Source organism: Lentzea chajnantorensis, from assembly GCF_054300775.1.
This window is the reverse complement of sequence record NZ_JBSDZT010000002.1, coordinates 2827246-2850512: the sequence shown is the minus strand read 5'-3', so window position 1 is coordinate 2850512 and position 23267 is coordinate 2827246. Positions and strand designations below refer to the sequence as shown.

General features: G+C 71.3%; 17 protein-coding genes. 4 read left to right on the top strand and 13 right to left on the bottom strand.

Going from position 1 to position 23267, the window contains the following annotated elements; translation table 11 throughout:
- Positions 1–8 precede the first annotated feature (8 nt).
- On the top strand, positions 9–2891 hold the full coding sequence (locus ACVDFE_RS14780) for an NACHT domain-containing protein (RefSeq protein ID WP_458430772.1): 2883 nt from the start codon (positions 9–11) through the stop codon (positions 2889–2891).
- On the opposite strand, the gene ACVDFE_RS14775 is transcribed toward ACVDFE_RS14780, so the two are convergent.
- The 4 genes from ACVDFE_RS14775 to ACVDFE_RS14760 form a co-directional block, all read right to left on the bottom strand.
- A complete protein-coding gene (locus tag ACVDFE_RS14775; RefSeq protein WP_458430771.1) occupies positions 2881–3705 on the bottom strand; it encodes a DNA/RNA non-specific endonuclease in 825 nt (274 codons plus the stop codon). The genes ACVDFE_RS14780 and ACVDFE_RS14775 overlap by 11 nt on opposite strands.
- A gap of 112 nt (positions 3706–3817) precedes the next feature.
- Positions 3818–5206 (bottom strand): SulP family inorganic anion transporter, encoded by a 1389-nt coding sequence (locus tag ACVDFE_RS14770; protein WP_458430770.1) that lies wholly within the window; start codon positions 5204–5206, stop codon positions 3818–3820.
- Positions 5207–5221: 15 nt separating this feature from the next.
- Positions 5222–5695, bottom strand: coding sequence for a carbonic anhydrase (locus ACVDFE_RS14765; protein ID WP_360390315.1), 474 nt, complete (start codon positions 5693–5695; stop codon positions 5222–5224).
- A gap of 161 nt (positions 5696–5856) precedes the next feature.
- Positions 5857–6177, bottom strand: coding sequence for a hypothetical protein (locus ACVDFE_RS14760; protein ID WP_458430769.1), 321 nt, complete (start codon positions 6175–6177; stop codon positions 5857–5859).
- Between the two features lie 279 nt (positions 6178–6456).
- Between ACVDFE_RS14760 and ACVDFE_RS14755 the strand changes: the two genes are divergently transcribed.
- A complete protein-coding gene (locus tag ACVDFE_RS14755; protein WP_360390321.1) occupies positions 6457–7116 on the top strand; it encodes a hypothetical protein in 660 nt (219 codons plus the stop codon).
- 75 nt (positions 7117–7191) lie between these two features.
- On the opposite strand, the gene ACVDFE_RS14750 is transcribed toward ACVDFE_RS14755, so the two are convergent.
- The 3 genes from ACVDFE_RS14750 to dctA all read right to left on the bottom strand — a co-directional run bounded on the left by ACVDFE_RS14750 (position 7192) and on the right by dctA (position 15103).
- Entirely contained in the window at positions 7192–8697 is a 1506-nt protein-coding gene (locus tag ACVDFE_RS14750) for a glutamate synthase subunit beta (RefSeq protein WP_360390324.1), read from the bottom strand.
- Positions 8690–13213, bottom strand: a complete 4524-nt coding sequence (gene gltB / locus ACVDFE_RS14745) for a glutamate synthase large subunit (protein WP_360390327.1) — start codon at positions 13211–13213, stop codon at positions 8690–8692. Before gltB ends, ACVDFE_RS14750 begins: the two co-directional genes overlap by 8 nt.
- A 531-nt stretch (positions 13214–13744) precedes the next feature.
- On the bottom strand, positions 13745–15103 hold the full coding sequence (gene dctA, locus ACVDFE_RS14740; protein ID WP_360390330.1) for a C4-dicarboxylate transporter DctA: 1359 nt from the start codon (positions 15101–15103) through the stop codon (positions 13745–13747).
- 113 nt (positions 15104–15216) lie between these two features.
- Between dctA and ACVDFE_RS14735 the strand changes: the two genes are divergently transcribed.
- Positions 15217–16119 (top strand): TAXI family TRAP transporter solute-binding subunit, encoded by a 903-nt coding sequence (locus ACVDFE_RS14735; protein WP_360390333.1) that lies wholly within the window; start codon positions 15217–15219, stop codon positions 16117–16119.
- Here ACVDFE_RS14735 and ACVDFE_RS14730 read toward each other — a convergent pair.
- The 3 genes from ACVDFE_RS14730 to lgt form a co-directional block, all read right to left on the bottom strand.
- The gene (locus ACVDFE_RS14730) at positions 16109–17455 is read right to left on the bottom strand and encodes an ATP-binding protein (protein ID WP_458430768.1); all 1347 of its coding nucleotides are present in this window, start codon (positions 17453–17455) and stop codon (positions 16109–16111) included. The two genes, ACVDFE_RS14735 and ACVDFE_RS14730, sit on opposite strands and share 11 nt — an antisense overlap.
- A 130-nt stretch (positions 17456–17585) precedes the next feature.
- Positions 17586–18248 (bottom strand): response regulator transcription factor, encoded by a 663-nt coding sequence (locus tag ACVDFE_RS14725; RefSeq protein ID WP_360390339.1) that lies wholly within the window; start codon positions 18246–18248, stop codon positions 17586–17588.
- A gap of 4 nt (positions 18249–18252) precedes the next feature.
- Positions 18253–19254, bottom strand: coding sequence for a prolipoprotein diacylglyceryl transferase (lgt, locus tag ACVDFE_RS14720; protein WP_458430767.1), 1002 nt, complete (start codon positions 19252–19254; stop codon positions 18253–18255).
- 86 nt (positions 19255–19340) lie between these two features.
- Here lgt and ACVDFE_RS14715 point away from each other — a divergent pair, with 86 nt between their 5' ends.
- Positions 19341–20498, top strand: coding sequence for an FAD-dependent monooxygenase (locus ACVDFE_RS14715; protein WP_458430766.1), 1158 nt, complete (start codon positions 19341–19343; stop codon positions 20496–20498).
- On the opposite strand, the gene ACVDFE_RS14710 is transcribed toward ACVDFE_RS14715, so the two are convergent.
- The 3 genes from ACVDFE_RS14710 to trpB form a co-directional block, all read right to left on the bottom strand.
- Positions 20482–21042, bottom strand: a complete 561-nt coding sequence (locus ACVDFE_RS14710; RefSeq protein WP_458430765.1) for a Uma2 family endonuclease — start codon at positions 21040–21042, stop codon at positions 20482–20484. The genes ACVDFE_RS14715 and ACVDFE_RS14710 overlap by 17 nt on opposite strands.
- Positions 21043–21227: 185 nt before the next feature.
- Positions 21228–22016 (bottom strand): tryptophan synthase subunit alpha, encoded by a 789-nt coding sequence (gene trpA / locus ACVDFE_RS14705; RefSeq protein WP_458430764.1) that lies wholly within the window; start codon positions 22014–22016, stop codon positions 21228–21230.
- Complete coding sequence (trpB, locus tag ACVDFE_RS14700) at positions 22016–23236, bottom strand: tryptophan synthase subunit beta (protein WP_458430763.1); 1221 nt, start codon at positions 23234–23236, stop codon at positions 22016–22018. The genes trpA and trpB overlap by 1 nt, the downstream gene beginning before the upstream one ends.
- Positions 23237–23267 lie beyond the last annotated feature (31 nt).

Here is a 23267-nt window from a genome sequence, read left to right as displayed (position 1 = left end):
GTGATCACGTGCTGATACTGGGGACCGTGCCCGACCCGTTCTCCGCCGGACTGCTGATGGTGCTCGAGACCGTGCTGGAACGCTTCCTGCTCGGGCTCTTCGACGCGGCGCACAAGGGTGCGCGGGACAAGAAGCGGCAGCGGGAGCTGACCAGGCCGGGTCCGCTGGTCGAGCGGATCGGCACCGAGCTCGCCCGCGGTGAGCTCGGCGGGGTCGCGGAGAACGAGTGGCGCGCCGCCGTGGCCGCGGTGCGCGAGTCGGTCGAGGCCGCGCTGCCGCTGCGCGAGGACGAGGCGCTGCACGTGGTGCTGACGCCCGAGGCGCTGCGGGCGCACGTGCTGGCCAGGTCGGTGGCGGTGCGGCGGGCGGCCGGGCTGTCCGAGGCGGCCTCGGCCGGCTACGACGCGCTGCTCACGCGGGTGTGCGTCGCGATCGTCGAGCTGGTGCGGTCGCAGCCGGAGTACGCGCGGCGGCTGGCCGTGGCGATGTTCCAGCTCGGTCAGCGCACCGCGGACGCCGTGGCGCGGTTGCCCGAGCAGCAGCGCGCGGCCGTGGTCGCCGCGCACCGCGAGTTCGAGGACCGGTACGCCGAGCAGGTCGCGCACGCGCTGGGCGGCCTGGAGGTGTTCGGGGTCTCGCGGGGACGGGCGCCGCGCCGGCACTCGTTCGACAGCTCGTACGTGTCGCTGGCCGTGGCCAGGGTCGGTGACACCGGCGAGCTGACCGGTGCCGGGCTGCCGGTGGCGGCGGCACTGGCGGACACGCCGCGGGTGCTGGTCCGCGGCGGCGCCGGTGCGGGCAAGACGACGTTCCTGCGCTGGCTCGCGATGAACGCGCTGGGCGAGACCAGGACCTCCGGCGACGAGTGGCTCGGCCTGGTGCCGTTCTTCGTGCCGCTGCGGCAGTGCACGGCGTTGCCGAAGCCGGAGGAGTTCATCGCCTGGACCGCGGCCGTGATCGAGGAGGAGAAGCCGTCCGGGTGGGTGACCGCGCGGCTGCGGGAGGGCAGGGCGCTGGTCCTGGTCGACGGCGTGGACGAGCTGGTGTGGGAGCGGCGGGCCGAGGCGCGGCAGTGGCTCGCGCAGCTCGTGGCGGCCTACCCGAAGGCGCGGTACGCGGTCACGACCCGGCCGGCGGCGGTGCCGGAGGACTGGCTGGAGGACTGCGGTTTCGCGGCGTTCGACCTGTTGCCGTTGAGCGACAAGGGGGTCCGCGACTTCGTCGAGGCCTGGCACACGGCGGCGCGCGACGAGCCGGGGCTGCCGCGGGACGCGCGGGTGTGGCTCGCCGAGTGCGAGACGCGGCTGGTGGCGACCCTCGCGAAGCGCCCCGACCTGCGGCGGCTCGCGTCGAGCCCGCTGCTGGCGGGACTGCTGTGCGCGCTGCACCAGGACCGGAACATGCACCTGCCGCGGGACCGGCGGTCGCTGTACGAGGCGGCGCTGGACCTGCTGCTGGTGCGCTGGGACGAGGACCGCGGCCTGGTGCTGCCGGCGTTCTCCAAGGAGGAGCAGCTCGTCCTGCTGCAGCGGTTCGCGTACTCGCTGGTGCGCAACAGGGAGCTGATGGTGCCGCGCGAGGAGGCGGTGCACCGGCTGGGGAACGCGATGCGCGGCCTGCGCTCGCACGACGTGGACCCGGACGAGGCGATGCAGCGGCTGCTGGAACGCGCCGGGCTGCTGCGGGAGGCGGCCGGGGAACGGGTGCAGTTCGTGCACCGGACGTTCCGCGACTACCTGGCGGCCAAGGAGGTCGTGGACGCGGGCGACCTGAACCTGCTGGTGGACCGGGCGCACCTGGACGAGTGGCACGACGTGGTGGTCATGGCCGTCGCGCACGCCCGGCCGCGCGAACGGGCCAGGGTGCTGATGGACCTGCTGGCGGGCAACGACGACACGCGCAAGGACGAACGCGGCCGGGACAGGCTGCGGCTGCTCGCGCTGGCGTGCCTGGAGCAGGCCGACGTGATCGAACCGGAGACCGCACGCGCGCAGGTGACGTCGGCGGCGGCCGCGCTGATCCCGCCGACGAGCTTCGCGCACGCCGACGCGCTGGCCGAGGCCGGGTCGTTCGTCGTGGACCTGCTGCCGGGACCGGAGGCGGTGGCCGAGGCCGCGTTCGTCGTGCGGACGCTCGCGAACATCGGCGGTGAGGGCGCGTGGGAGCGGCTCGCGGAGTTCGTGGCCGTGGACCAGGTGATGGTCGTCGACGAGCTGCTGAGGGCGTGGCGGAACACCCCGGACGCGGAGGACTACGCGCGGACCGTGCTGTCCGGGGTGGACTTCGGCGACCGGCGGGTGGACGTCCGCGGCTGGCACCGCATCCAGTTCATCGCGCACCTCGCGAAGCTGCGGTACGTGCGGTGCATCGGCAACATCAACCCGCTCGACCCGCTGGGCGCCATGCCCGCGCTGCACCGGCTGGAGCTGTGGCAGAACGAGGTGGTGCGCGAGCTGGCCCCGCTCGCATTGTCGGGGTCGCTGCGGGAGCTGCACCTGAGCCGGTGCCGGCCGCTGGGGCGGCTCGACCTGGCGCCGGTGCGGGGACTCGATGAGCTGCACCTGCACTTCAGCCGGGTCGACCTCGCGTCGCTGGAGGGCGGTGCGCTGCGGCGGTTGCAGGTCCGCGACGAGGGCCTGGACGGCGGGCTGGCGGCGCTGCCCGCGTTGCCCGCGCTACGGCACTTGGCCCTCGACCACCGCCCGCCCTACCCGCTGGCGGGGCTGGAGCGGTGGCCGACCATCACGACGCTGGAGGTGTTCGGGGTGCCCGCGGCGGACGAGCTGCGCGTGCTGCCCGCGCTGGAGCACCTCGTCGTGCACCAGCCGGAGTCACCGGCCCGGCTGGCCGGGCTGCGCCGGGAGCTGCCGGGGCTGCGGATCACCACCTGATGTCGGCGAGGCTGCCCAGCGGCGGGCGCCGCGACGCGTCCTGCGGCTGCACGGCGGACGTGTCGGCGGCGTGCAGCTCGGCCGGGAACGTGAAGCTCACCCGCTGTTCGAGCTCGGTCAGCGACACCTGGAACACCCGGAACTCGTCGAGGTCGAGCGCCTCGGCCAGCACGAGGTTCTGGGTGAGCAGGAACGCGCTGCAGCGCAGCTCGCCGTCCACGACGAACGCGATGGCCTTGAAGAACTCGCGCGGGATCGGCACGCCGCGGAACACCCGGTCGTCGACGTTGAACACCGGTCCGCCGTAGACGCTCACCCTCAGGTCGTCCACGTCGACGTCGGCGAGCACCGCGTCCTCCAGCCGCCCCCAGAGGCCTTCCTTGGTGCTCTGGTTGAAGTCGTCCATCTGCGGGGTGATGTTCGTGAAGAAGAACGAGTCCCGGTTGGCCTTCTTCGCCTCCGCCGTCGGCCCCCAGCACAGGTCGGCGCGGCGCGCGATGTGGCCGCGGTCGAGCCGGTTGTCTCGGTAGAGCTCGTCACCGGTCTGGAACTCCGCGGGCACCCTCGGGTCCTTGACGAACGGGATGCCGGTGCGGCTCAACGCCTTCATGGCGGCGCCGTCGATGTTCCACGCCACCCAGCTCGCGAACCTGCGCGACCTGCTCAGCGCGAGCGAGAAGTGGGTGTAGTCGATGGTGGTCGAGCCGTTCAGCTCGACCGCGTCCTCGGCGCCCGCCCCGGTCAGCACCGGAATCCCGGCGTCCGTGCCGAGGAACCCGGTGTCGAAGCCCGTCTGCACCGCTGTGCTGGTCATGTGTCCCCCTGTGGCTCACCTGCTGGGTCGACGGTGTCACCACAACCGTTAGCGGCGTACACCCGAACGGCCCAGTGCCGCGACCACAGCCGGCCGCGGCACCGGGCCCGCACTACCTGCCGACCAGCTCGACGGTGCGGCCCGCGCGGCGGGACTCGTCGACCCACTGGTCGATCGCCTGCACGCAGGCCTGGTCGAGGTGCCGGACCCCGCTCAGGTCCATCCTGACGTGGTCCCTGTCGACGCCGTCGAGCACGTCGAGCAGGTTCGGCAGCCGCAGGAACGTGGCGTTGCCCTTCAGCTCCAGCCCGTCCGGGGTGACGACCACCGACAGCCGGGACACGTCCCAGGCGGTCTTCACGATCGCCGCGAGCAGGCCGACCAGCGTGCCGGTCAGCAGGTCCGTGGCGACGATGAGCCCGGCCGTGAGCACCAGGACCGCGCCCTCGGCCCGGTCGGTGCGCCACAGCGCGACGACCTGCTTGAGCCCGAGCAGCTTCCACCCGGCGTGCACCAGCACGGCGGCGAGCACGGCCACCGGGATCAGCGCGAGCAGCCCCGGCAGCGCCACCACGAACAGCAGCAGCCACACGCCGTGCAGCACCCGTGACGCCTTCGTCCGCGCGCCCGCCGCCACGTTGGCGGAGCTGCGCACGATCACCGCCGTCATCGGCAGTGCGCCGAGCAGGCCGCAGATCGTGTTGCCCACGCCCTGCGCCACCAGCTCCTGGTCGTACTTCGTCCGCGGCCCCTCGTGCATCCGGTCCACCGCGGCCGCGCTGAACAGGCTCTCCGCGGAGGCCACCAGCGCGAACACCACCGCGGAGCCGACCACCCCGGCGCCGAGCAGCGAGAACTCCGGCAGGTGCACGTCCGAGGCCAGCTCACCGACCTGGATCCGCGCCACCGGCAGTCCCGCCACCTCGGCGACCGCGGTGCAGACCACCACTCCGATGAGCACACCCGGCACCGCACGCCAGGCGAACCGCTGCCACAGCAGCATGATCGCGATCGTCGCGACGCCCAGCAGCACCGCCGCGGGCGTCACCGCGAGGTCGACCAGTCCCGCGACCTTCTCCCCCGTCGTGGCCGGCGCCTGCGCGCCGACCAGCGGGTAGAGCTGCCCGAGCACCAGCACCAGGCCGATGCCCGCGAGCATGCCCTGCACCACCGACGGCGAGATCGCGCGGAACCACCGCCCGCACCGCGCCAGGCCCAGGACCACCTGCAGCAGTCCGGCGCCGAGCACGATCACGCCGAGCGCGGCGATCCCGTGCGTGCCGACCGCGTCCGCCACCAGCACGGTCAACCCGGCCGCCGGTCCGCTCACCTGCATCGTGCTGCCCGGCAGCAATCCGACGACGATCCCGCCGACCACGCCCGTCACGATCCCGAGCTCGGCCGGCACCCCCGACGCCACCGCCACACCGACGCACAGCGGCAGCGCCACGAGGAAGACGACGACCGACGCACCCAGGTCGGCCCACACCTTGTTCTTCATCCGGACCCCGCCCCCTTACAGCGGCAGGAACGCGTGCTCGGCGCACGCGGAGACCTCGCCGGTCTCGATGTCGTAGAACCAGCCGTGCACGCGGAGCTCGCCTCGGTCGACCTTCTCCGCCACGAACGGGTAGTCGAGCAACGCCCTCAGCTGCGCGCGCACGTGCTCCTGCCCCTCACCGCGCAGGGCCGGGTCCGCGGAGCTGCGCGGCCGCTGCTCACCGAGCCAGCCGCGCATGGCCGGCAGGTGGTCGATCGCGGCGCCGTTGAGCGCCATCACCGCACCGCAGTGCGAATGCCCGCACACGACGATCTCGCTGACGCCGAGCTGCAGGACGGCGAACTCGATCGTCGCCATCTCACTCGTGGGCGCGTTCAGCGAATACGGCGGAATGACGTTGCCCGCCGTCCTGAGCTCGAAGAGAGAGCCCGGTTCCGCGCCGGTGATGGCCGCGGTGACGATGCGCGAGTCGGCGCACGTGATGAACATCGTCGACGGCTTCTGCCCCCGCGCGAGCTGCTCGCCAATGGCCTGGGGCCGCGACTTGGCGTGTGCGCGGGCATGCTGAACAAAGCGGTGGAAGTCCACGGGAATCCCTCACTGCTGGGGTTGAGATCTGTGTTCAGTTGGAACCGACCGGCGGGGACCGATCAGTTCCGGAACACCTGCAGTGCGGGTGGTGTGCGCCAGACCGCTGTCGGTTCGGCGGCGGGAACCGGCTTGGCACCGGTTGCCTCGACGCGCGGCGCGAGGGCCACCTCACGGGGCTTGGCCACGGTGGATGAACGTTCAACCGCCGAAGCGGCCGTCAGCAGGCGCAACCGGCTCGGTTCGCGCTCCTCGCGCGGCGCCTCTTCCTTCGGGGCCGACGTCTTGGACTTGGGCGGCGGCGCGCCGATCGACGCGGTCGACACCGCCGGGGCCAGCACGGCGCACAGGGCGACCACGACGGCCAGCAACACACTGCGCATGGTTCACCCCCGACCGAGTTGATCTCGCACTTCCAGTTTTACCCGAGCGGATGACCAATGGGTTAACGGGGGCGCGATTGCACCGTCTCAACCGGCAAATTCACCCGAAAGGTGCTTCGCGTTTCACGGAGTGGAACGACGCTCACGCCTGACACACACCCTAGTCCTCCATTCAGTTTGTGGCGCAAATCATCAGGGAAGGGCCGAACCTTTCTCGTTCCCATCACGAAGGACACCTCACGCGGACTTTTACCGGCGCGGAACTGCTTGGATGACGGCGTGACCGCCTACGACGTCGCCCGGCTCCTGCCCGCCATCGAGGAACTGCGCGCGTTGTGCCGTTCGCTTGCCGTTCTGGACCTCGTGCTGAACCCGGACGACGACGTCCGGCGCCACCGGTTCGACGCCTCGTGGGCGCCCGGTGAGGAGCTGGCGTCCATGGACGACGGCTCGGGCAACGAGTACTCCGTCGTGTTCACGGCGGCGGGCGCGTACGTGCGCGGTTTCGACCACGAGTCGCCGATGAGTCCCTATGCCACCGACGACGACCAGCCGTGGCCCGGTGTCGTCGACGCCGTGCCCGAGGTGTTCCGGCAGTGCGTGGAGGAGCCGGCGTTCTGCGACGAGGGCGTCCCGCGCAGCACGGTGTGCCTGTGGCGGCGCACCGACGACACCGCCTGGCAGCACGGGGAGATCGACTTCCCCGACGACGACCAGGACGGGGCGGACTGGCTGTTCGCGCTGCTGACCGACCGCACGCCGGAGTCCTATCAGGACTGGGCGCGGGACTACTACGAGATGCCGGTCGACCTCGGCGCGGTGCGGCACGTGTACGCCGGGCGGTCGCTGACTTCGGACGTGGTGACCGCGCTCAACCCCGCCACGACCCTGGCCGCGGTGGCGGACCGGGTGGCGGCCATCGGCCACCCCGTCCGCTGAAAGGCGAACGCCCCGGTCCGACGTCGTTGTCGGGGCCGGGGCGCCATGCTGCTGACCGCTGGTCGGACGTCGTTGTCAGACCACGGCGAGCGGAAGCTGGTTGGGGATCACGGGCGAGGGCAGGTTGGACGAGCCGGTGAGGAACCTGTCCACGGCGTGCGCCACGGACCGGCCCTCGGCGATCGCCCAGACCACCAGCGAGGCGCCGCGGTGGGCGTCGCCGCAGACGAAGACGCCGGGGGCGGTCGTCTGCCAGTCGGAGCCGCACGAGATGGTGCCGCGCGACGACAGCGGGATGCCGAAGTCGTCGAGGACCTTCATGTGCTCGACACCCTCGAAGCCGATGGCGAGCAGCACCATGTCCGCGGGCAGCAGCTCGACCTCGTCGGACACCGGCACGACCTGGCGGCGGCCGGAGGAGTCCCGCTCGACGCGCACCTGCTGCAGCTCGATGAACCGCACGTGGCCGGCTTCGTCGCCGACGAAGCGGCGGACCGCCACGGTGAAGCGGCGTTCGCCGGCCTCCTCGTGCGCGGGGTACGTGCGCAGGACGTGCGGCCACACCGGCCACGGCGAACGGTCGTCGTCGCGGACCGACGGCGGCATCGGGTACTGGTCGAGCTGCGTCACGGACAGCGCGCCCTGGCGGGTCGCGGTGCCGTAGCAGTCTGCGCCGGTGTCGCCACCGCCGATGACGATGACGTGCTTGCCCTCGGCCGAGATCCCGCTCGGCCCGTCGCCCTCGCAGGCCCGGTTCGCGGGGACCAGGTGGTCCATCGCGAGGTGGATGCCGTCGAGGTCGCGGCCGGGCGTGGACTTGTCGTCACGGCCGCGCAGCGCGCCGACGGCGAGCACGACGGCGTCGAAGTCCGAGCGCAGCTGCTCGACGGTGATGTCGACGCCGACCTCGCAGCCGGTGACGAACCTGGTGCCCTCCTTGCGCAGCTGGGACAGCCTGCGGTCGAGGACCTTCTTCTCCATCTTGAACTCGGGGATGCCGTAGCGCAGCAGGCCGCCGAGGCGGTCGTCGCGTTCGTAGACGACGACCTCGTGACCCGCGCGGGTCAGCTGCTGGGCGGCGGCGAGACCGGCGGGACCGGACCCGACGACCGCGACGCGCTTGCCGGAGGACACCGCGGCCGTGGACGGCTGCACGTAGCCGTTCTCCCACGACATGTCCGCGATGGTCTCCTCGACCCGCTTGATCGCCACGGCACCACCGGCATCGTGGGAGATCGCCAGCACGCAGGCGGCCTCACACGGTGCCGGGCACAGCCGCCCGGTGAACTCCGGGAAGTTGTTGGTGGCGTGCAGCCGGTCGGAGGCGAGCTCCCAGTCGCCGCGGCGCACCAGGTCGTTCCACTCCGGGATCAGGTTCCCGAGCGGGCAACCGGCGGTTCCGCTGTGGCAGAACGGGATGCCGCAGTCCATGCACCGCGTCGCCTGCGTGCGCACGGCGGCGTTGCGCTCCTCCGGGGCCTCCTGGAGGTAGACCTCGTTCCAGTCCTGCAACCGTTCCGGCTTCGGGCGCTTGGGCGCGTCGGAGCGGGAGTGCTTGAGAAAACCCTGTGGATCAGCCACGAGACGCCTCCATGACAGCCGCGTCAACGTCCCGGCCCTCGGCGCGGGCGAGGCGCATGGCCTCGAGAACGCGCTGGTAGTCGCCGGGCATGACCTTCGTGAACGCACCGGCTCGACGGGTCCAGTCACCGAGCAGCGAGGCCGCGACGGCGGAGCCGGTCAGCTCGTGGTGCCTGGTGACGACGTCCTTGAGCCAACGCAGGTCCTCGGCGCTGAGGCGCTGCAGTTGCACCATCTCCTGGTTCACCGACAACGGGTCCAGGTCCAACACGTACGCGATGCCGCCGGACATGCCGGCCGCGACGTTGCGACCGGTCGGGCCGAGCACGACGGCACGGCCTCCGGTCATGTACTCGAACGCGTGGTCGCCCACGCCCTCGGCCACCAGCGTGGCACCGGAGTTGCGGACGCAGAAGCGTTCGCCGACCCGGCCGCGCAGGAAGATCTCACCCGACGTGGCGCCGTAGCCGATCACGTTGCCCGCGATCACCTGCAGCTCCGCGCGGAACGGCGCGTCGTCGTGCGGGCGGACGACGATCCGGCCGCCGGACAGGCCCTTGCCGACGTAGTCGTTGGCGTCGCCGACCATCTCCAGCGTGATGCCGCGCGGCAGGAACGCGCCGAGCGACTGGCCGGCCGAACCCGTGAGCTTCACGTGGATCGTGTCGTCCTCCAGGCCCTCGCCGCCGTAGCGGCGGGTGACCTCGGCGCCCAGCAACGTGCCGACGGTGCGGTTGACGTTGCGGACCGGCAGCTCCAGCTTCACCTGGTGCGCGTCCTCCAGCGCCGCCTCCGCGAGCTGGATGAGCGTGCGGTCCAGGGCCCGGTCGAGGCCGTGGTCCTGGTCGCGGACGCGGCGCTTGGCCGTGGGGTACGGCGTCTCGGGCACCTCGAAGACCGGGTCGAGGTTCAGGCCCTCGATCTTCCAGTGCTCGATCGCCTCGTCCTTGTCGAGCAGCTCGGCGTGGCCGACGGCCTCGTCGATCGTGCGGAAACCCAGCTCCGCCAGCAGCTCCCTGACCTCCTGCGCGATGAACTCGAAGAAGTTCACGACGTGGTCGGCCTGGCCGGTGTAGCGGGCGCGCAGGTCGGGGTTCTGCGTGGCGACGCCGACCGGGCAGGTGTCCAGGTGGCAGACGCGCATCATCACGCAGCCCGCGACGATCAGCGGTGCCGTGGCGAAGCCGAACTCCTCGGCACCGAGCAGCGCGGCGACCACGACGTCGCGGCCGGTGCGCATGGCGCCGTCGACCTGGACGGTGATGCGGTCGCGCAACCCGTTGAGCAGCAACGTCTGCTGGGTCTCGGCGAGGCCGATCTCCCACGGCGTGCCCGCGTGCTTGAGCGAGTTCATCGGCGAGGCACCGGTGCCGCCGTCGTAGCCCGAGATGAGCACGACGTCCGCGTGCGCCTTGGCCACGCCCGCCGCGACCGTGCCGACGCCGATGGAGGAGACCAGCTTCACGTGGACGCGGGCCTGCTCGTTGGCGTTCTTGAGGTCGTGGATGAGCTGCGCCAGGTCCTCGATCGAGTAGATGTCGTGGTGCGGCGGCGGCGAGATCAGGCCCACGCCGGGCGTGGAGTGCCGGGTGCGCGCCACCCACGGGTAGACCTTGAAGCCGGGCAGCTGGCCGCCCTCGCCGGGCTTCGCGCCCTGCGCCATCTTGATCTGGATGTCCGTGGCGTTCACGAGGTACTCGCTCGTGACGCCGAACCGTCCACTCGCGACCTGCTTGACCGCGGAACGGCGTTCCGGGTCGTACAGGCGCTCGCGGTCCTCGCCGCCCTCGCCGCTGTTCGACCGGCCGCCGAGGCGGTTCATCGCGATGGCCAGCGTCTCGTGCGCCTCGGCCGAGATCGAGCCGTAGGACATGGCGCCGGTGTTGAAGCGCTTGACGATCGCGCTGACCGGCTCGACCTCGTCGATCGGGATCGGCGTGCGGCCCTCGGTGCGGAACTTGAACAGGCCGCGCAGCGTGCCGCCCTGCCGGGAGATGCGCTCGACCTCCGCCGTGTACTGGCGGAAGACGTCCTCCTTGCGCGTCTTCGTGGCGTGCTGCAGCAGGAACACCGTCTCCGGCGTGAACAGGTGCAGCTCGCCCTCGCGGCGGTACTGGTAGTCACCGCCCACCTCGAGGCGGCGGTGCGCGCGGTCGGTCGGGTTGTCCGGGTACGCGCGCCGGTGGCGCAGCGCCACCTCCTCGGCGAGCACGTCCATGCCGGCGCCGCCGAGCTTGGACTGCGTGCCGGTGAAGTACTCGTCGAGCAGGTCGTTCGACAGGCCGACGGCCTCGAAGATCTGCGCGGCGGTGTAGGCGCCGACCGTCGAGATGCCCATCTTCGACATGATCTTCAGGACGCCCTTGACGAGCGCCTTGACGTAGTTGCGGATCGCCTTGTGCGCCGGGACGCCGGTGATGGCGCCCTGGCTGATCAGGTCCTCGATCGTCTCGAACGCGAGGTACGGGTTGACCGCGGCGGCGCCGTAGCTCAGCAGCGCGGCGACGTGGTGGACCTCGCGGCAGTCACCGGACTCGACGACGAGCGCGACGCGCAGGCGTTCCTTGGTGCGCACCAGGTGGTGGTGCACCGCGGAGACCAGCAGCAGCGACGGGATCGGCGCCATCCGGTGGTCGGAGTCGCGGTCGCTCAGCACCAGCGTGCGGGCGCCGTTCGCGATGGCCTCGGACGCCTCGCGGCGCACCCGCTCGACCGCCGCGGCCAGCGCGTCGCCGCCACCGTCCACCTCGTACAGTCCGGACAGGACGGTGCACGCGAAGCCGGGCAGGTCGCCGTCGTCGTTGATGTGGATGAGCTTGGCGAGCTCGTCGTTGTCGATCACCGGGTAGTCGAGCGTGACGTGCCGGCAGGAGACGGGACCGGGGTCGAGCAGGTTCTGCTCGGGGCCCATCACGCGCTTGACCGAGGTGACGATCTCCTCGCGGATCGCGTCCAGCGGCGGGTTCGTGACCTGGGCGAAGTTCTGCACGAAGTAGTCGTAGAGCAGCCGGGAGCGCTGCGACAGCGCGGCGACCGGGGTGTCCGTGCCCATGGAGCCGAGCGGCTCCTGGCCCATGACCGACATGGGCGTGAGCAGGATGCGCAGCTCCTCCTCGGTGTAGCCGAAGGTGAGCTGGCGGCGCACGACCGACTCGTGGCTCTGCACCACGTGCTCGCGGGCGGCGAGGTCGGCGAGGTCGAGCAGGCCCGCGTGCAGCCACTCGTCGTAGGGCTGCTCGGAGGCGAGGCCCGACTTGAACTCCTCGTCGTCGACGATGCGGCCCTGGGCGGTGTCCACGAGGAACATCCGGCCCGGCTGCAGCCGGCCCTTGGCGACGACCTGGTCGGACGGCACGTCCAGCACACCGGACTCGGAGGCCAGCACGACGCGGCCGTCGGCGGTCTGCCACCAGCGGGCGGGGCGCAGGCCGTTGCGGTCGAGCACCGCGCCGACGACCTCGCCGTCGGTGAACGTGACGCACGCCGGGCCGTCCCACGGCTCCATCAGCGAGGCGTGGAACTGGTAGAACGCGCGGCGCTTCGGGTCCATCGTGGCGTGGTTCTCCCACGCCTCCGGGATCATCATCAGCACCGCGTGCGGCAGGCTGCGGCCGCCGAGGTGCAGCAGCTCCAGCACCTCGTCGAACGACGCGGAGTCCGAGCCGTCCGGGTCGCAGATGGGGAACAGCCGCGCGAGGTCGCCGGGGATGAGGTCGCTCTCCAGCAGTGCCTCACGGGCGCGCATGCGGTTGCGGTTGCCGCGCACGGTGTTGATCTCACCGTTGTGGGCGACGAACCGGAACGGGTGCGCCAGCGGCCACGACGGGAAGGTGTTGGTGGAGAACCGGCTGTGCACCAGCGCGATCGCCGACCGCAGCCGCTCGTCGTGCAGGTCGGGGAAGAACGCCGGCAGCTGCTCGGTCGTCAGCATTCCCTTGTAGACGATCGTGCGCGCCGACAGCGACGGGAAGTACACGCTGCCCTCGTGCTCCACGCGCTTGCGCAGGCAGAAGGTCAGGCGGTCCAGGGCGACGCCGGTCTCGTCGCGCGTGCCCTTCACGAAGAGCTGGGCGAAGTGCGGTGCCACGGACAGCGCCGTCGGGCCCACGTTCGCCTTCTCGGCGTCGACCGGGACGTCGCGCCAGCCGAGCACCTCGAGGTTCTCCTCGACGGCGATGCGCTCGATCTGCTCCCGCGCGGCCTCGCGGTCTTCGGCCTCGAACGGCAGGAAAGCGATTCCCGCCGCGTACCCGCCGCGCTGCGGCAGGTCGAAGTCGACGACAGCGCGCAGGAACTCGTCCGGCAGCTGGAGCAGGATGCCGGCGCCGTCGCCCGAGGTGGGCTCTGCTCCGGCTGCGCCACGGTGTTCCAGGTTGGCCAGGGCGGTGAGCGCGTCGCTCACGATGCCGTGGGAACGCCTGCCCTGGATGTCGGCCACCATCGCGACACCACAGGCGTCGCGTTCATCAGCGGGGTCGTAGAGACCCTGGGGGCCGGGGATGGCGGAGAAGATCACTGCGCAGACCTCCTTCGTCGTCCTCGCGTAAAGAACTAAAGTCCTCGTGCTCAGACCTCGAACCAACAGGTGGGAGCACGGGACGACGATGGCCCGCGTGTTGACGCGACTTTAACAGCCGCGAAACCCGGGGACACCATCCAATGGGTGATCCAGGTCATGGAAGCGTAACGATTTCCCAGCGCTGAGCGACATTGCAGCGAACGTCGAGGCCCGTTACGGCTGAGTTAGCGTAACCGAACGTTCAACTTCGGCCAGCGCGATGAGAGCTGCACAACATTCGCGTGTTGCCACAAGATCAGCTGGGTAACCCCTCCTTCTTCCTGGTCAGACGCCTGCTGTCCCAGTTAGCGGACGCTCACACCGCACCGCCCGCTCCGCCGGGATGCCGTTCGTTTCCGGTCAAAAAACCGAGGTCCCGGTCCTCCGCGTCGCGTGCGGGAGGACCGGGACCTCGGTCTTCGCAGGGCTTGGCCGCCGTCAGGTCACGTGGCCGGGAGCGAGAGGGGGTCGCCCCCGGCCACGGACGCCTCAGTGGGCCGGGACCGCCACCTTCGCGGTCTCGTCCTCGCCGGACTGCTTCGCGAGCAGGTCGTCGACGTCGACGCTGCCGGGGTTGTTCAGCACCTCGGTCAGGCGGTCCCTGTCGAGGGACTTCTGCCAGGCGGCGACCACGAGCGAGCCGACGCCGTTGCCGATGACGTTGGTGATGGCGCGGGCCTCGGACATGAACCGGTCGATGCCGACGATGAGCGCGATGCCGACGGCCGGGATGGCGCTGTGCGCCTCGAACGCCTGTAGCGAGGCGGCCAGGGTGACCAGGCCGGCGCCGGTGACGCCCGCCGCGCCCTTGGACGCGATCAGCATGAACAGCAGCAGGCCGATCTGCACGCCGATCGACACGTCGTGACCGGTGGCCTGGGCGATGAAGATGGCGCCCATGGTCAGGTAGATGCAGGTGCCGTCGAGGTTGAACGAGTACCCGGTCGGGATGGTGAGGCCCACGACCGACTTCTGCGCGCCCGCCGCCTCCAGCTTGACCATCATGCGCGGCAGCACCGACTCCGAGGACGACGTGCCGAGCACGATCAGGATCTCGTCCTTGATGTAGCGCAGGAACTTGAAGAGGCTGAAGCCCGCGACCTTCGCGACGATGCCGAGCACCACGACGACGAACAGCAGGCAGGTGGCGTAGAAGGAGCCCATCAGCCACAGCAGCTTGCCGAGCACGCTGCCGCCGAACTTGCCGACGGTGTAGGCGATGCCGCCGAACGCACCGATCGGCGCGACGTACATGACGATCTTGATGATGCCGAACATCACCTTGGAGAGCGTCTCCATCGCGGACACGACCTTGGCGCCGCGCTCGCCCATGCCGGCGACCGCGATGGCCACGAGGATCGCGACCACGAGCACCTGGATCAGCTGCCCGTCGGTGAACGCGCTGACGAACGACTTCGGCACGAGGCTCAGGATGAAGCCGGTGACACCGGTCTCCGCGCTGGAGGCGTCCTTCAGCGTCTTGTCGGCGGCACTCGCGTTCAGCTGGATGTCGCCGCCGTGGTGACCCGGCTGCACGATGTTCACGACGAGCAGGCCGATGGCGAGCGCCACGGTCGTCATCGCGGTGAAGTACAGGATCGTGCGGAGTGCGAGACCGCCCGCCTTGGCGAGGTTCCCGAGGCCGGCGATGCCGACGATGATCGTGGCGAAGATGGTCGGGGCGATCACCACCTTGACCAGGTTCACGAACAGGTCGGCGAGCCACTTCATCTCGGACGCCTGCTTCGGGAACAGGAACCCGACCGCGGCGCCCAGCACGATGGAGACCAGCACCCAGAAGTAGAGGTGCCTGTAGATCGGTTTGCGGCCTGTGGTGGTGGTCGCCACTGTTCCTCCTCGAACACTTCGCGTTGGGTAGGAGGGTGAGCCGCGCCACGCACAGCGACAAGGCGGTGCCCGGAAACTTCAGACAGACCTGACGTAACGGTTAGTCTTCGGTGGTGTCGCTCAGCCGTCGCACACTTCTGCTAGGGGGTGCCCTCGCTCTCACGGGGTGCACCCCGCGGAAGGTCGAGGCACCCGCGCGGCTCGTGCTGGCCACCGGCCCGGACGGGGCGGTGTTCCGCGAGATCGGGGCGGCGCTCGCACGGGTGCTCGCCGAGCAGCTGCCCGGCACCGAGGTGGTCGCGCAGCCGACCGGCGCGTCGGTGGAGAACCTGCGGCTGCTCGCCGAGGGGAAGGCCGACCTGGCGCTGTCCTCTTTGGACGCGATCGAGCCGCCGGAGAGCGTGCGCGCGGTCGGGCGGCTCTACGACAGCTTCATGCAGATCGCGGTGCGCAAGGAGTCGTCCATCGAACGGCTCGCGGACCTCGCGGGCAAGCGGATCTCTTTGGGGCCCGTGGGTTCCGGCACGGAGTTCACCGGACGGCGGCTCTTGCAGTACCTCGGCGGTGCGTCCGCTGTGGACGAACGCATGGCGCACGCGGTGGCCTCGCGCCGGCTCGCCGACGGCTCGCTGGACGCGCTGCTCGCGCTGACCGGCATCCCGACCGACGCGGTCTACAACATCAAGGACCAGGTGCGGCTGATCAACCTCCAGGACGAGGCGGTGCGACTCCACCGGGAGTTCCGCGGCCCGTACATCCCGGCCACGATCCCCCAGTCGGTGTACAACCCGATCCCGGCCTGCCACACGTTCGCGGTGCCGAACCTGCTGCTCGCGCACGAGTCGCTGAGCGCGGACGTGGTGGAGGTCGTGACGCGGACGGTGTTCACCGAGACCGCGCGGATCGTGGAGGGGCACCCCGAGGCGTCGCGGATCAACGTGCGCACCGGCATCGCGACCGGTGAGGTGCCGCTGCACGAGGGCGCCATGCGGTGGTTCCGCTCGGTCAAGCGCTGAGGCTGATCTTCACGTCGAGGCCGGGACCGGCGTCGTGCAGCGTGAGCGCACCGCCCGCAGACTCGATCAGCTCGGCGCAGATGGCGAGGCCCATGCCGGTGCCGGGCACGTTCTGGTGCTTGGTCGCGCGCCAGAACCGCTGGAGCGCGTGCTCGCGTTCATCGGCGGTGAGCCCGTCGCCGTTGTCGACCACGTGCAGCTCGCCCTTCGCGCCGGTGACCACGACCTCGGTGGCGTTGGCGAGGCGGATGGCGTTGCTGACCAGCTCGTCGAGCACGCTGCCCAGGCCGCCGGGCGGTTCCTGCATGGTGAGCCCCGGTGGCACGGTGACCTTCAGCTCGACCCCGGCCCGGTGGGCGAGCGCCTGCCAGCCGGCCCGGTGCGTGGCGAGGAGCTGGTCGATCTCGACGGGTTCGGTGTCGCGGGCGCTGTCGAGGCGGGTCGCGGCGAGCAGCGTGTCGAGCACCCGGCCCATCTCCTCCGCCTCGTCCACGGCGATCTGGTGCGCCTCCCGCCCGTGTTCGCCGCCGACGTGCGGCTCCAGGTTGTCGACGGCGAGCCGCAGGCTGGCCAGCGGGTTGCGCAGCTGGTGCGACGCGTCGGCCACGAACGCCTTCTGCCTGGTCAGGGCCCTGCCGACGACGTCGACCATGGTGTTGAAGCTGCGGGCGAGCCTGCGCAGCTCCGGCGGCCCGCCGATCTCGTCCGCGCGCACCTCCAGGTTGCCCTGCGCGACCGCCGCCGTGGCCTCGTCGAGCCGGCGCACCGGCCGCAGCACCCACCGCGACATCGGCCACGCCGCCGCGACCACCGCGAGCATCGGCGCAAGCCCGGCCAGCCCCATCAGCCCCCACTGCCGCAGCACCTCGCCGCGCAGCGCGGCGGTCGGCGAGATCGTGACGACCGCCGCCACCACCTCGCTGTCCCGCCCGACCGGCTCGACCACGACCATCGGGTCGGTCCGCCACGGCCAGCCCGAGTACCCGGCCGGCGGCGAGTACCCGGACAGCGCCGCGCTGAGCCCGCCCTCGACCAGGTCGTCGTGCGGGTCGAAGCCGTTGCGGGAGGTGATGAGCACGCTGCGGTCGGCGCTGACCAGCGCCACCGTGATGCCGTAGACGTCGTCGTACCGGTCGAACTCGTCGCGCAGCAGCTCCGTGCGGTCCGACTGCAACGCGCTCTCCGCGAGCGAGGCGAACCGGCTGGCGTCCCCGAGGCGGTCGAGGTAGGTCGTCTGGGTCTCGCGCTGCACCACGGCGGAGGCGAGCGGGATGCCGAGCGCGGCGACGAGGGCGACGAGCAGCGGGACGGTGATGACGAGGAGTCTGCGCAGCATCAGCCGCCGTCACGGGTTCGCATCGGGCACCTCACGGCGTTCATCATCCGGTACCGCGACGACACCCCGCAGTGCCGTGTTCCCGAAGTCACCCCCGGTAACCCTGCTCGCCCCGCACCTGCCGGAGAAGCTAGGTGGCCAGGCGGTAGCCGACGCCCCTCACGGTTTCGATCTTCACGTCGGTGCCGAGCTTGCCGCGCAACGCCGCGATGTGCGTGTCCAGCGTGCGCGAGGGCGCCTCCCAGTGCGCCTGCCACACCTGGTCGACGATGAAGTCGCGGCTGACCACCTCACCGGCCCTGGTCGCGAGCAGCGCGAGCAGGTCGAACTCCTTGCGGGTGAGCGACAGCGGCGTGCCGTCGAGGGTGGCGACGCGGGTGGGCACGGAGATGCTCAGCGCGCCCACCCGCACCGGGCCCTCGGCCTCCGGCTCCGCCCGGTGGGTGCGGGTGCGGCGCAGCACCGCCTCGATGCGGGCGAGCAGCTCCGAGGTGCCGAACGGCTTCACCACGTAGTCGTCGGCACCCGCGCGCAGGCCCAGGACGCGTTCGCGTTCCTCACCGCGCGCGGTCACGGTGATCACCGCGGTGCCCGGCCGGTGCCGCAGCTCGCGCAGCACGTCCAGGCCGTCGCCGTCGGGCAGGCCGAGGTCGAGCAGCACCACGTCCGCGGGCGCGGCTTTGAGGGCGTCGGCGGCCGTGGCCACCCGGTGCACCTCGTAGCCCGCGTGCCGCAACGCGGTCAGCAGGCCCCTGGCCACCCGGTCGTCATCCTCGACGACGAGCACGCGCACTCGGTCACTCCGGTTTGACGGACTCCGCCTGGGAGCCGGTCTTGTCCTTGTCGGCCGCCACGGCCGCGGTCTCGGTCTCGGCGGGTTCCGCGGTCTCGGTGCCGCCGTCCTCGGTCTTCGGCTCGCCGGTGCCGCGCAGTGCCGCGACGTCCTCCCGCGGCCCACGCGACTTCGCGATCACGAAGTAGGCGACCGCGCCCAGGAACACCAGCGCCGACACCCACACGTTCACGCGCTGGCCGAACACCAGCGTCGCCTCGTCGGTGCGCATGAGCTCGATCCAGAACCGGCCCGCGGTGTAGCCCGCGACGTACAGCGCGAACACCCGGCCGTGGCCCAGGCGGAACCGGCGGTCGGCCCACACCAGCAGCAGGGCGACACCGAGGTTCCACAGCAGCTCGTAGAGGAACGTCGGGTGCACGACCTGGATGGGCGTGTGGTCGACGGCGACGCCCGCGAGCATGTCCTCACGGCCGTCCGGCGTGACCCGGCGGTAGATCTCCAGGCCCCACGGCAGCGTCGTGTCGGCGCCGAAGAGCTCCTGGTTGAAGTAGTTGCCGAGGCGTCCGACGGCCTGCGCCACGACGATGCCGGGCGCCAGCGCGTCGGCCATCGCGGGCAGCGGGATGCCCTTGCGCCGGCAACCGATCCAGGCACCCACCGCACCGAGGGCGATCGCGCCCCAGATGCCGAGGCCGCCGTTCCAGATCTCCAGCGCCGCGAGCGGGTTCCTGCCCGGCCCGAAGTACTTCTGGTTGTCGGTGATGACGTGGTAGAGCCGGCCACCCACGAGACCGAACGGCACCGCCCACACGGCGATGTCGGTGACCTCGCCCTTGACGCCCCCGCGCGCGACCCAGCGGCGCTCGCCCCACCAGATGGCGATGACGATGCCCGCGATGATGCACAGCGCGTAGGCCCTGAGGGGGAGCGGACCGAGGTACCAGACACCGCGGTCGGGGCTCGGGATCGTGGCCAGCACGACGGAGTTCAACCCGTTCAACACGCCGCCCACCGTACCGGTGGCCCCGTGAGCCTCCTGTGGGGACGCTCGATCGTTATCTTGACCGTCCCCGGTGAGGAAGGCCTGACATGACGGTCCTGGTGGTCGGCGGCGGCATCGGCGGCCTCGCGACAGCGCTCGGTCTCGCCCGCGCCGGGCACCGCGTGGCGGTGCTGGAGGCGGCGGCCGAGTTCACCGAGATCGGCGCGGGCGTCCAGATCGGTCCCAACGGCTTCCGCGCGCTCGACGCGCTGGGCGTCGGTCCCGCGGTGCGGTCACGGGCCGTGCACGTCGACGAGCTGCGGCTGCGCTGCGGCGTCTCCGGCCGGGTGGTGGCGTCGCTGCCGGTCGACGAGGGCTTCCGGGCCCGGTTCGGCACGTACGCGGTCGTACACCGCGACGACGTGCTGGCGCCGTTGCTCGCCGCCTGCCGCGACCTCGTGGACCTGCGCCCGGACAGCGCCGTCACGTCCTACGAGCAGGACGGCTCCGGGGTCACGGCGGTGCTGCGGTCCGGCGCGCGCGTCCGCGGCACGGCCCTGGTCGGCGCCGACGGCCTGCGTTCCGCGGTCCGCCGTCAGCTGGTCGGCGACGGCGACCCGGTGGTGTCCGGGCACACCACGTTCCGCGCCGTCATCCCGGCGGACGCGGTGCCCGCGGAGCTGAAGGAGAACGTGGTCACGCTGTGGGCGGGTCCCCGTTTCCACGTCGTCTGGTACGTCATCGCCGGTGGCCGCCTCGTGAACCTCGTCGCCACCACCGACAACGGCGCCCGCGACCCGTTGTCCGGCGTGCCCGTCGAGCACGCCGACGTCCTGGAGCACTTCACGCCGCTGTGCCCGGACGCGGCGCGGGTCATGGCGCTGGCCGACGAGTGGCGGGCCTGGGTGCTGTGCGACCGCGAACCGGTCGCGGACTGGCGGGACGGCCGGGTCGTGCTGCTCGGCGACGCCGCCCACCCGGTGCTGCAGTACGCCGCGCAGGGCGCCTGCCAGGCGCTGGAGGACGCCGTGTGCCTCTCGTCGGTGTTCGACCCGCGTGACGTGGACGGCTCCTTCGCGCGGTACGTCGCCCTGCGTTCGGAGCGAACAGCGCGCGTGCACCACGCCTCACGGTCGATGGGGCGGGAGGTCTACCACCCGGCCGGGGAGGCAGCCGCGGCCCGTGACGCGATGTTCGCGGCGTGGAGCGCGGCTGACCTGCACGACCGGCTGGAGTGGCTGTACGGGATCAGAACCCGATGGTGACCGGGAACGGCTTCAGCAGCTTCAGCTCACCGTTCCGGCTGCGGGCGATCTCGACGTACTCGGTGCCCTGACGTTCGAGCAGGGTCGCCTCGACGACGGACTCACCGGGGTCGACCATCAGGTAGTACGGGATACCGGCCTTCGCGTAGAGGGCGCGCTTGAGCCCCTCGTCGTTGAGCCGCGTGCTCGGTGAGAACACCTCGCCGACCAGGACCACGTCCGAGACGGGAAACATGACACCCGCCTCGCGCGGCTTGACGACCGTGAAGTCAGGGATGACCAGCCGGCCGCTGGACAGCAGGACGTTCAGCTCGATCGTGGCTTCGAAGTGGTCCGGGCAGGCCGCACGCAGACTGGCAGCAATGTCGAACACCAGCTGCTGGTGGCGGTAGGACCCCAGCGGGCTCACTAGCAGCATCCCGTCGACGAGCTCGATGCGCTGACTACCGTCCTCCGGCAGTGAGAGGACGTCGTCGAGCGTCCACGGGCCGACGTGCCTGGGCAACAGGTAGTCGGTCCCCGCCACTTCGACTGGAGCCGCCACTGGGCATCACCTCCGAAAACCGCCCGGCGCACACCAGTGTGGCACGCCGGGACGGGAGCTGGCTTGTGCATACGACCACGATCGCAGCTCGACCAGCGGTTTTCGGCGTTTTCGACCTCGAACGGGCCGATTTCATTCGATCAGGCGTTCGAACCAGAGCCCCTTGGATTCACTCCAAGGGACCGTCAGACGGTGGCCGCGGCCGACCGCACGCCCTTCGCGAGGTCCGCCGCCAGTGCGCGCACCGCGCCATCGCCTTCGGCGACCGCGGACACGAACGCCGACCCGACGATCACGCCGTCCGCGAACCCGGCGATCTCGGCGGCCTGCGCGCCGTTGCGCACGCCCAGCCCGACCCCGATCGGGAGCGAGGTGTGCTCACGCACCCGCGCGACCAGTTCGGGAGCATCCGACGACACCACGTCGCGGGCGCCGGTGACGCCCATGACCGCCGTGGCGTACAGGAAGCCGGAGGACGCCTTCGCGGTCATCGCGATGCGCTCCTCGGTCGACGACGGCGCGACCAGGAACGTCCGGTCCAGCCCGTGCGCCTGGGAGGCGGCCATCCAGTCATCGGCCTCGTCCGGCACCAGGTCCGGGGTGATGATGCCGAGCCCGCCGGCCGCGGCGAGGTCGCGGGCGAACGCGTCCACGCCGTAGCGCAGCACCGGGTTCCAGTACGTCATCACGACCGCGCGGCCACCGGCCTGCGCCACCGCGTCGACCACGTCGAACAGGTCCTTCACCCGGAAGCCCGCACGCCGTGCCTGCTCGGCGGCGGCCTGGATGGTCGGGCCGTCCATGACCGGGTCGGAGAACGGCAGGCCGACCTCGACGAGGTCGCAGCCGGCCTCGACCATGGCCTTCAGCAGGTCCTTCGAACCGTCGACGGTCGGGAAGCCCGCGGGCAGGTACCCGATCAGCGCCGCCCGCGACTCGGCGCGTGCGGTGGCGAAAACCTCGGACAACGACATCAGGCCCGTCCCCCGTCAGCGAGGCCGAAGTACTCCACGGCCGTGTCCATGTCCTTGTCGCCGCGACCGGAGAGGTTCACGACGAGCAGCCCGTCCTGGCCGAGCTCCTGGCCGAGCTTCAGCGCGCCGGCGAGCGCGTGCGACGACTCGATCGCCGGGATGATGCCCTCGGTGCGCGAGAGCAGCGCGAAGGCCTCCATGGCCTCGGCGTCGGTCACCGGGAAGTACTCGGCGCGGCCGATGTCCTTCAGGTGCGAGTGCTCAGGGCCCACGCCGGGGTAGTCGAGACCGGCGGAGATCGAGTGGGCCTCGGTGATCTGGCCGTCGTCGTCCTGCATCACGTACGACATCGCGCCGTGCAGCGAACCGGGCGTGCCGGCCGTGAGCGTCGCGCCGTGGCTGCCGCTGTCCAGGCCGGAGCCGCCGGGCTCGACGCCGACCAGGCGCACGTCCGCGTCGTCGATGAAGCCGTGGAAGATGCCGATCGCGTTCGAGCCGCCACCGACGCAGGCGACGACGGCGTCGGGCAGCCGGCCCGCCTTCTCCAGGACCTGCTCACGGGCCTCGATGCCGATGACCCGGTGGAAGTCGCGCACGAGCAGCGGGAACGGGTGCGGGCCCGCGGCGGTGCCGAGCAGGTAGTGCGTCTCGTCGACGTTGGTGACCCAGTCGCGCAACGCCTCGTTGATCGCGTCCTTCAGGGTGCGGGAGCCGGACTTCACCGGGATGACCTCGGCGCCGAGCAGCCGCATGCGCGCGACGTTGAGCGCTTGGCGCTCGGTGTCGACCTCGCCCATGTAGACGACGCAGTCGAGGCCGAGCAGCGCGCACGCCGTCGCCGTCGCCACGCCGTGCTGGCCCGCGCCGGTCTCGGCGATCACGCGCTTCTTGCCCATGCGCTTGGTGAGCAGCGCCTGGCCGAGCACATTGTTGATCTTGTGGGAGCCGGTGTGGTTGAGGTCCTCGCGCTTGAGGAACACCCGCGTGCCGGCGTGCTCGGCGAACTTCGGGGCCTCGGTCAGCAGCGACGGGCGGCCCGCGAAGTCGCGCAGCAGGCGCTGGAACTCGTTCACGAACTCCGGGTCGATGCGCGCCTTGTCGTACTCGGCGGCCAGCTCGTCCACCGCCGCGATCAGGGCCTCCGGGACGAACCGGCCGCCCCACGGGCCGAAGTGGCCGCGGTTGTCGGGGTCGTGCGGCGTGGGCGTGAACTGGCCCATCGGGTGGCTCCTCCAGCGCTGTTGTCGACCG

Coding starts and splice junctions, on each gene's coding strand:
- ACVDFE_RS14775 (WP_458430771.1), bottom strand. CDS start 3,705: ATGACCAGCACAGCGGTGCAGACGGGCTTCGACACCGGGTTCCTCGGC.
- trpB (WP_458430763.1), bottom strand. CDS start 23,236: ATGGGCCAGTTCACGCCCACGCCGCACGACCCCGACAACCGCGGCCAC.
- ACVDFE_RS14760 (WP_458430769.1), bottom strand. CDS start 6,177: ATGCGCAGTGTGTTGCTGGCCGTCGTGGTCGCCCTGTGCGCCGTGCTG.
- ACVDFE_RS14730 (WP_458430768.1), bottom strand. CDS start 17,455: ATGCTGCGCAGACTCCTCGTCATCACCGTCCCGCTGCTCGTCGCCCTC.
- ACVDFE_RS14765 (WP_360390315.1), bottom strand. CDS start 5,695: ATGTTCATCACGTGCGCCGACTCGCGCATCGTCACCGCGGCCATCACC.
- ACVDFE_RS14770 (WP_458430770.1), bottom strand. CDS start 5,206: ATGAAGAACAAGGTGTGGGCCGACCTGGGTGCGTCGGTCGTCGTCTTC.
- trpA (WP_458430764.1), bottom strand. CDS start 22,016: ATGTCGTTGTCCGAGGTTTTCGCCACCGCACGCGCCGAGTCGCGGGCG.
- ACVDFE_RS14715 (WP_458430766.1), top strand. CDS start 19,341: ATGACGGTCCTGGTGGTCGGCGGCGGCATCGGCGGCCTCGCGACAGCG.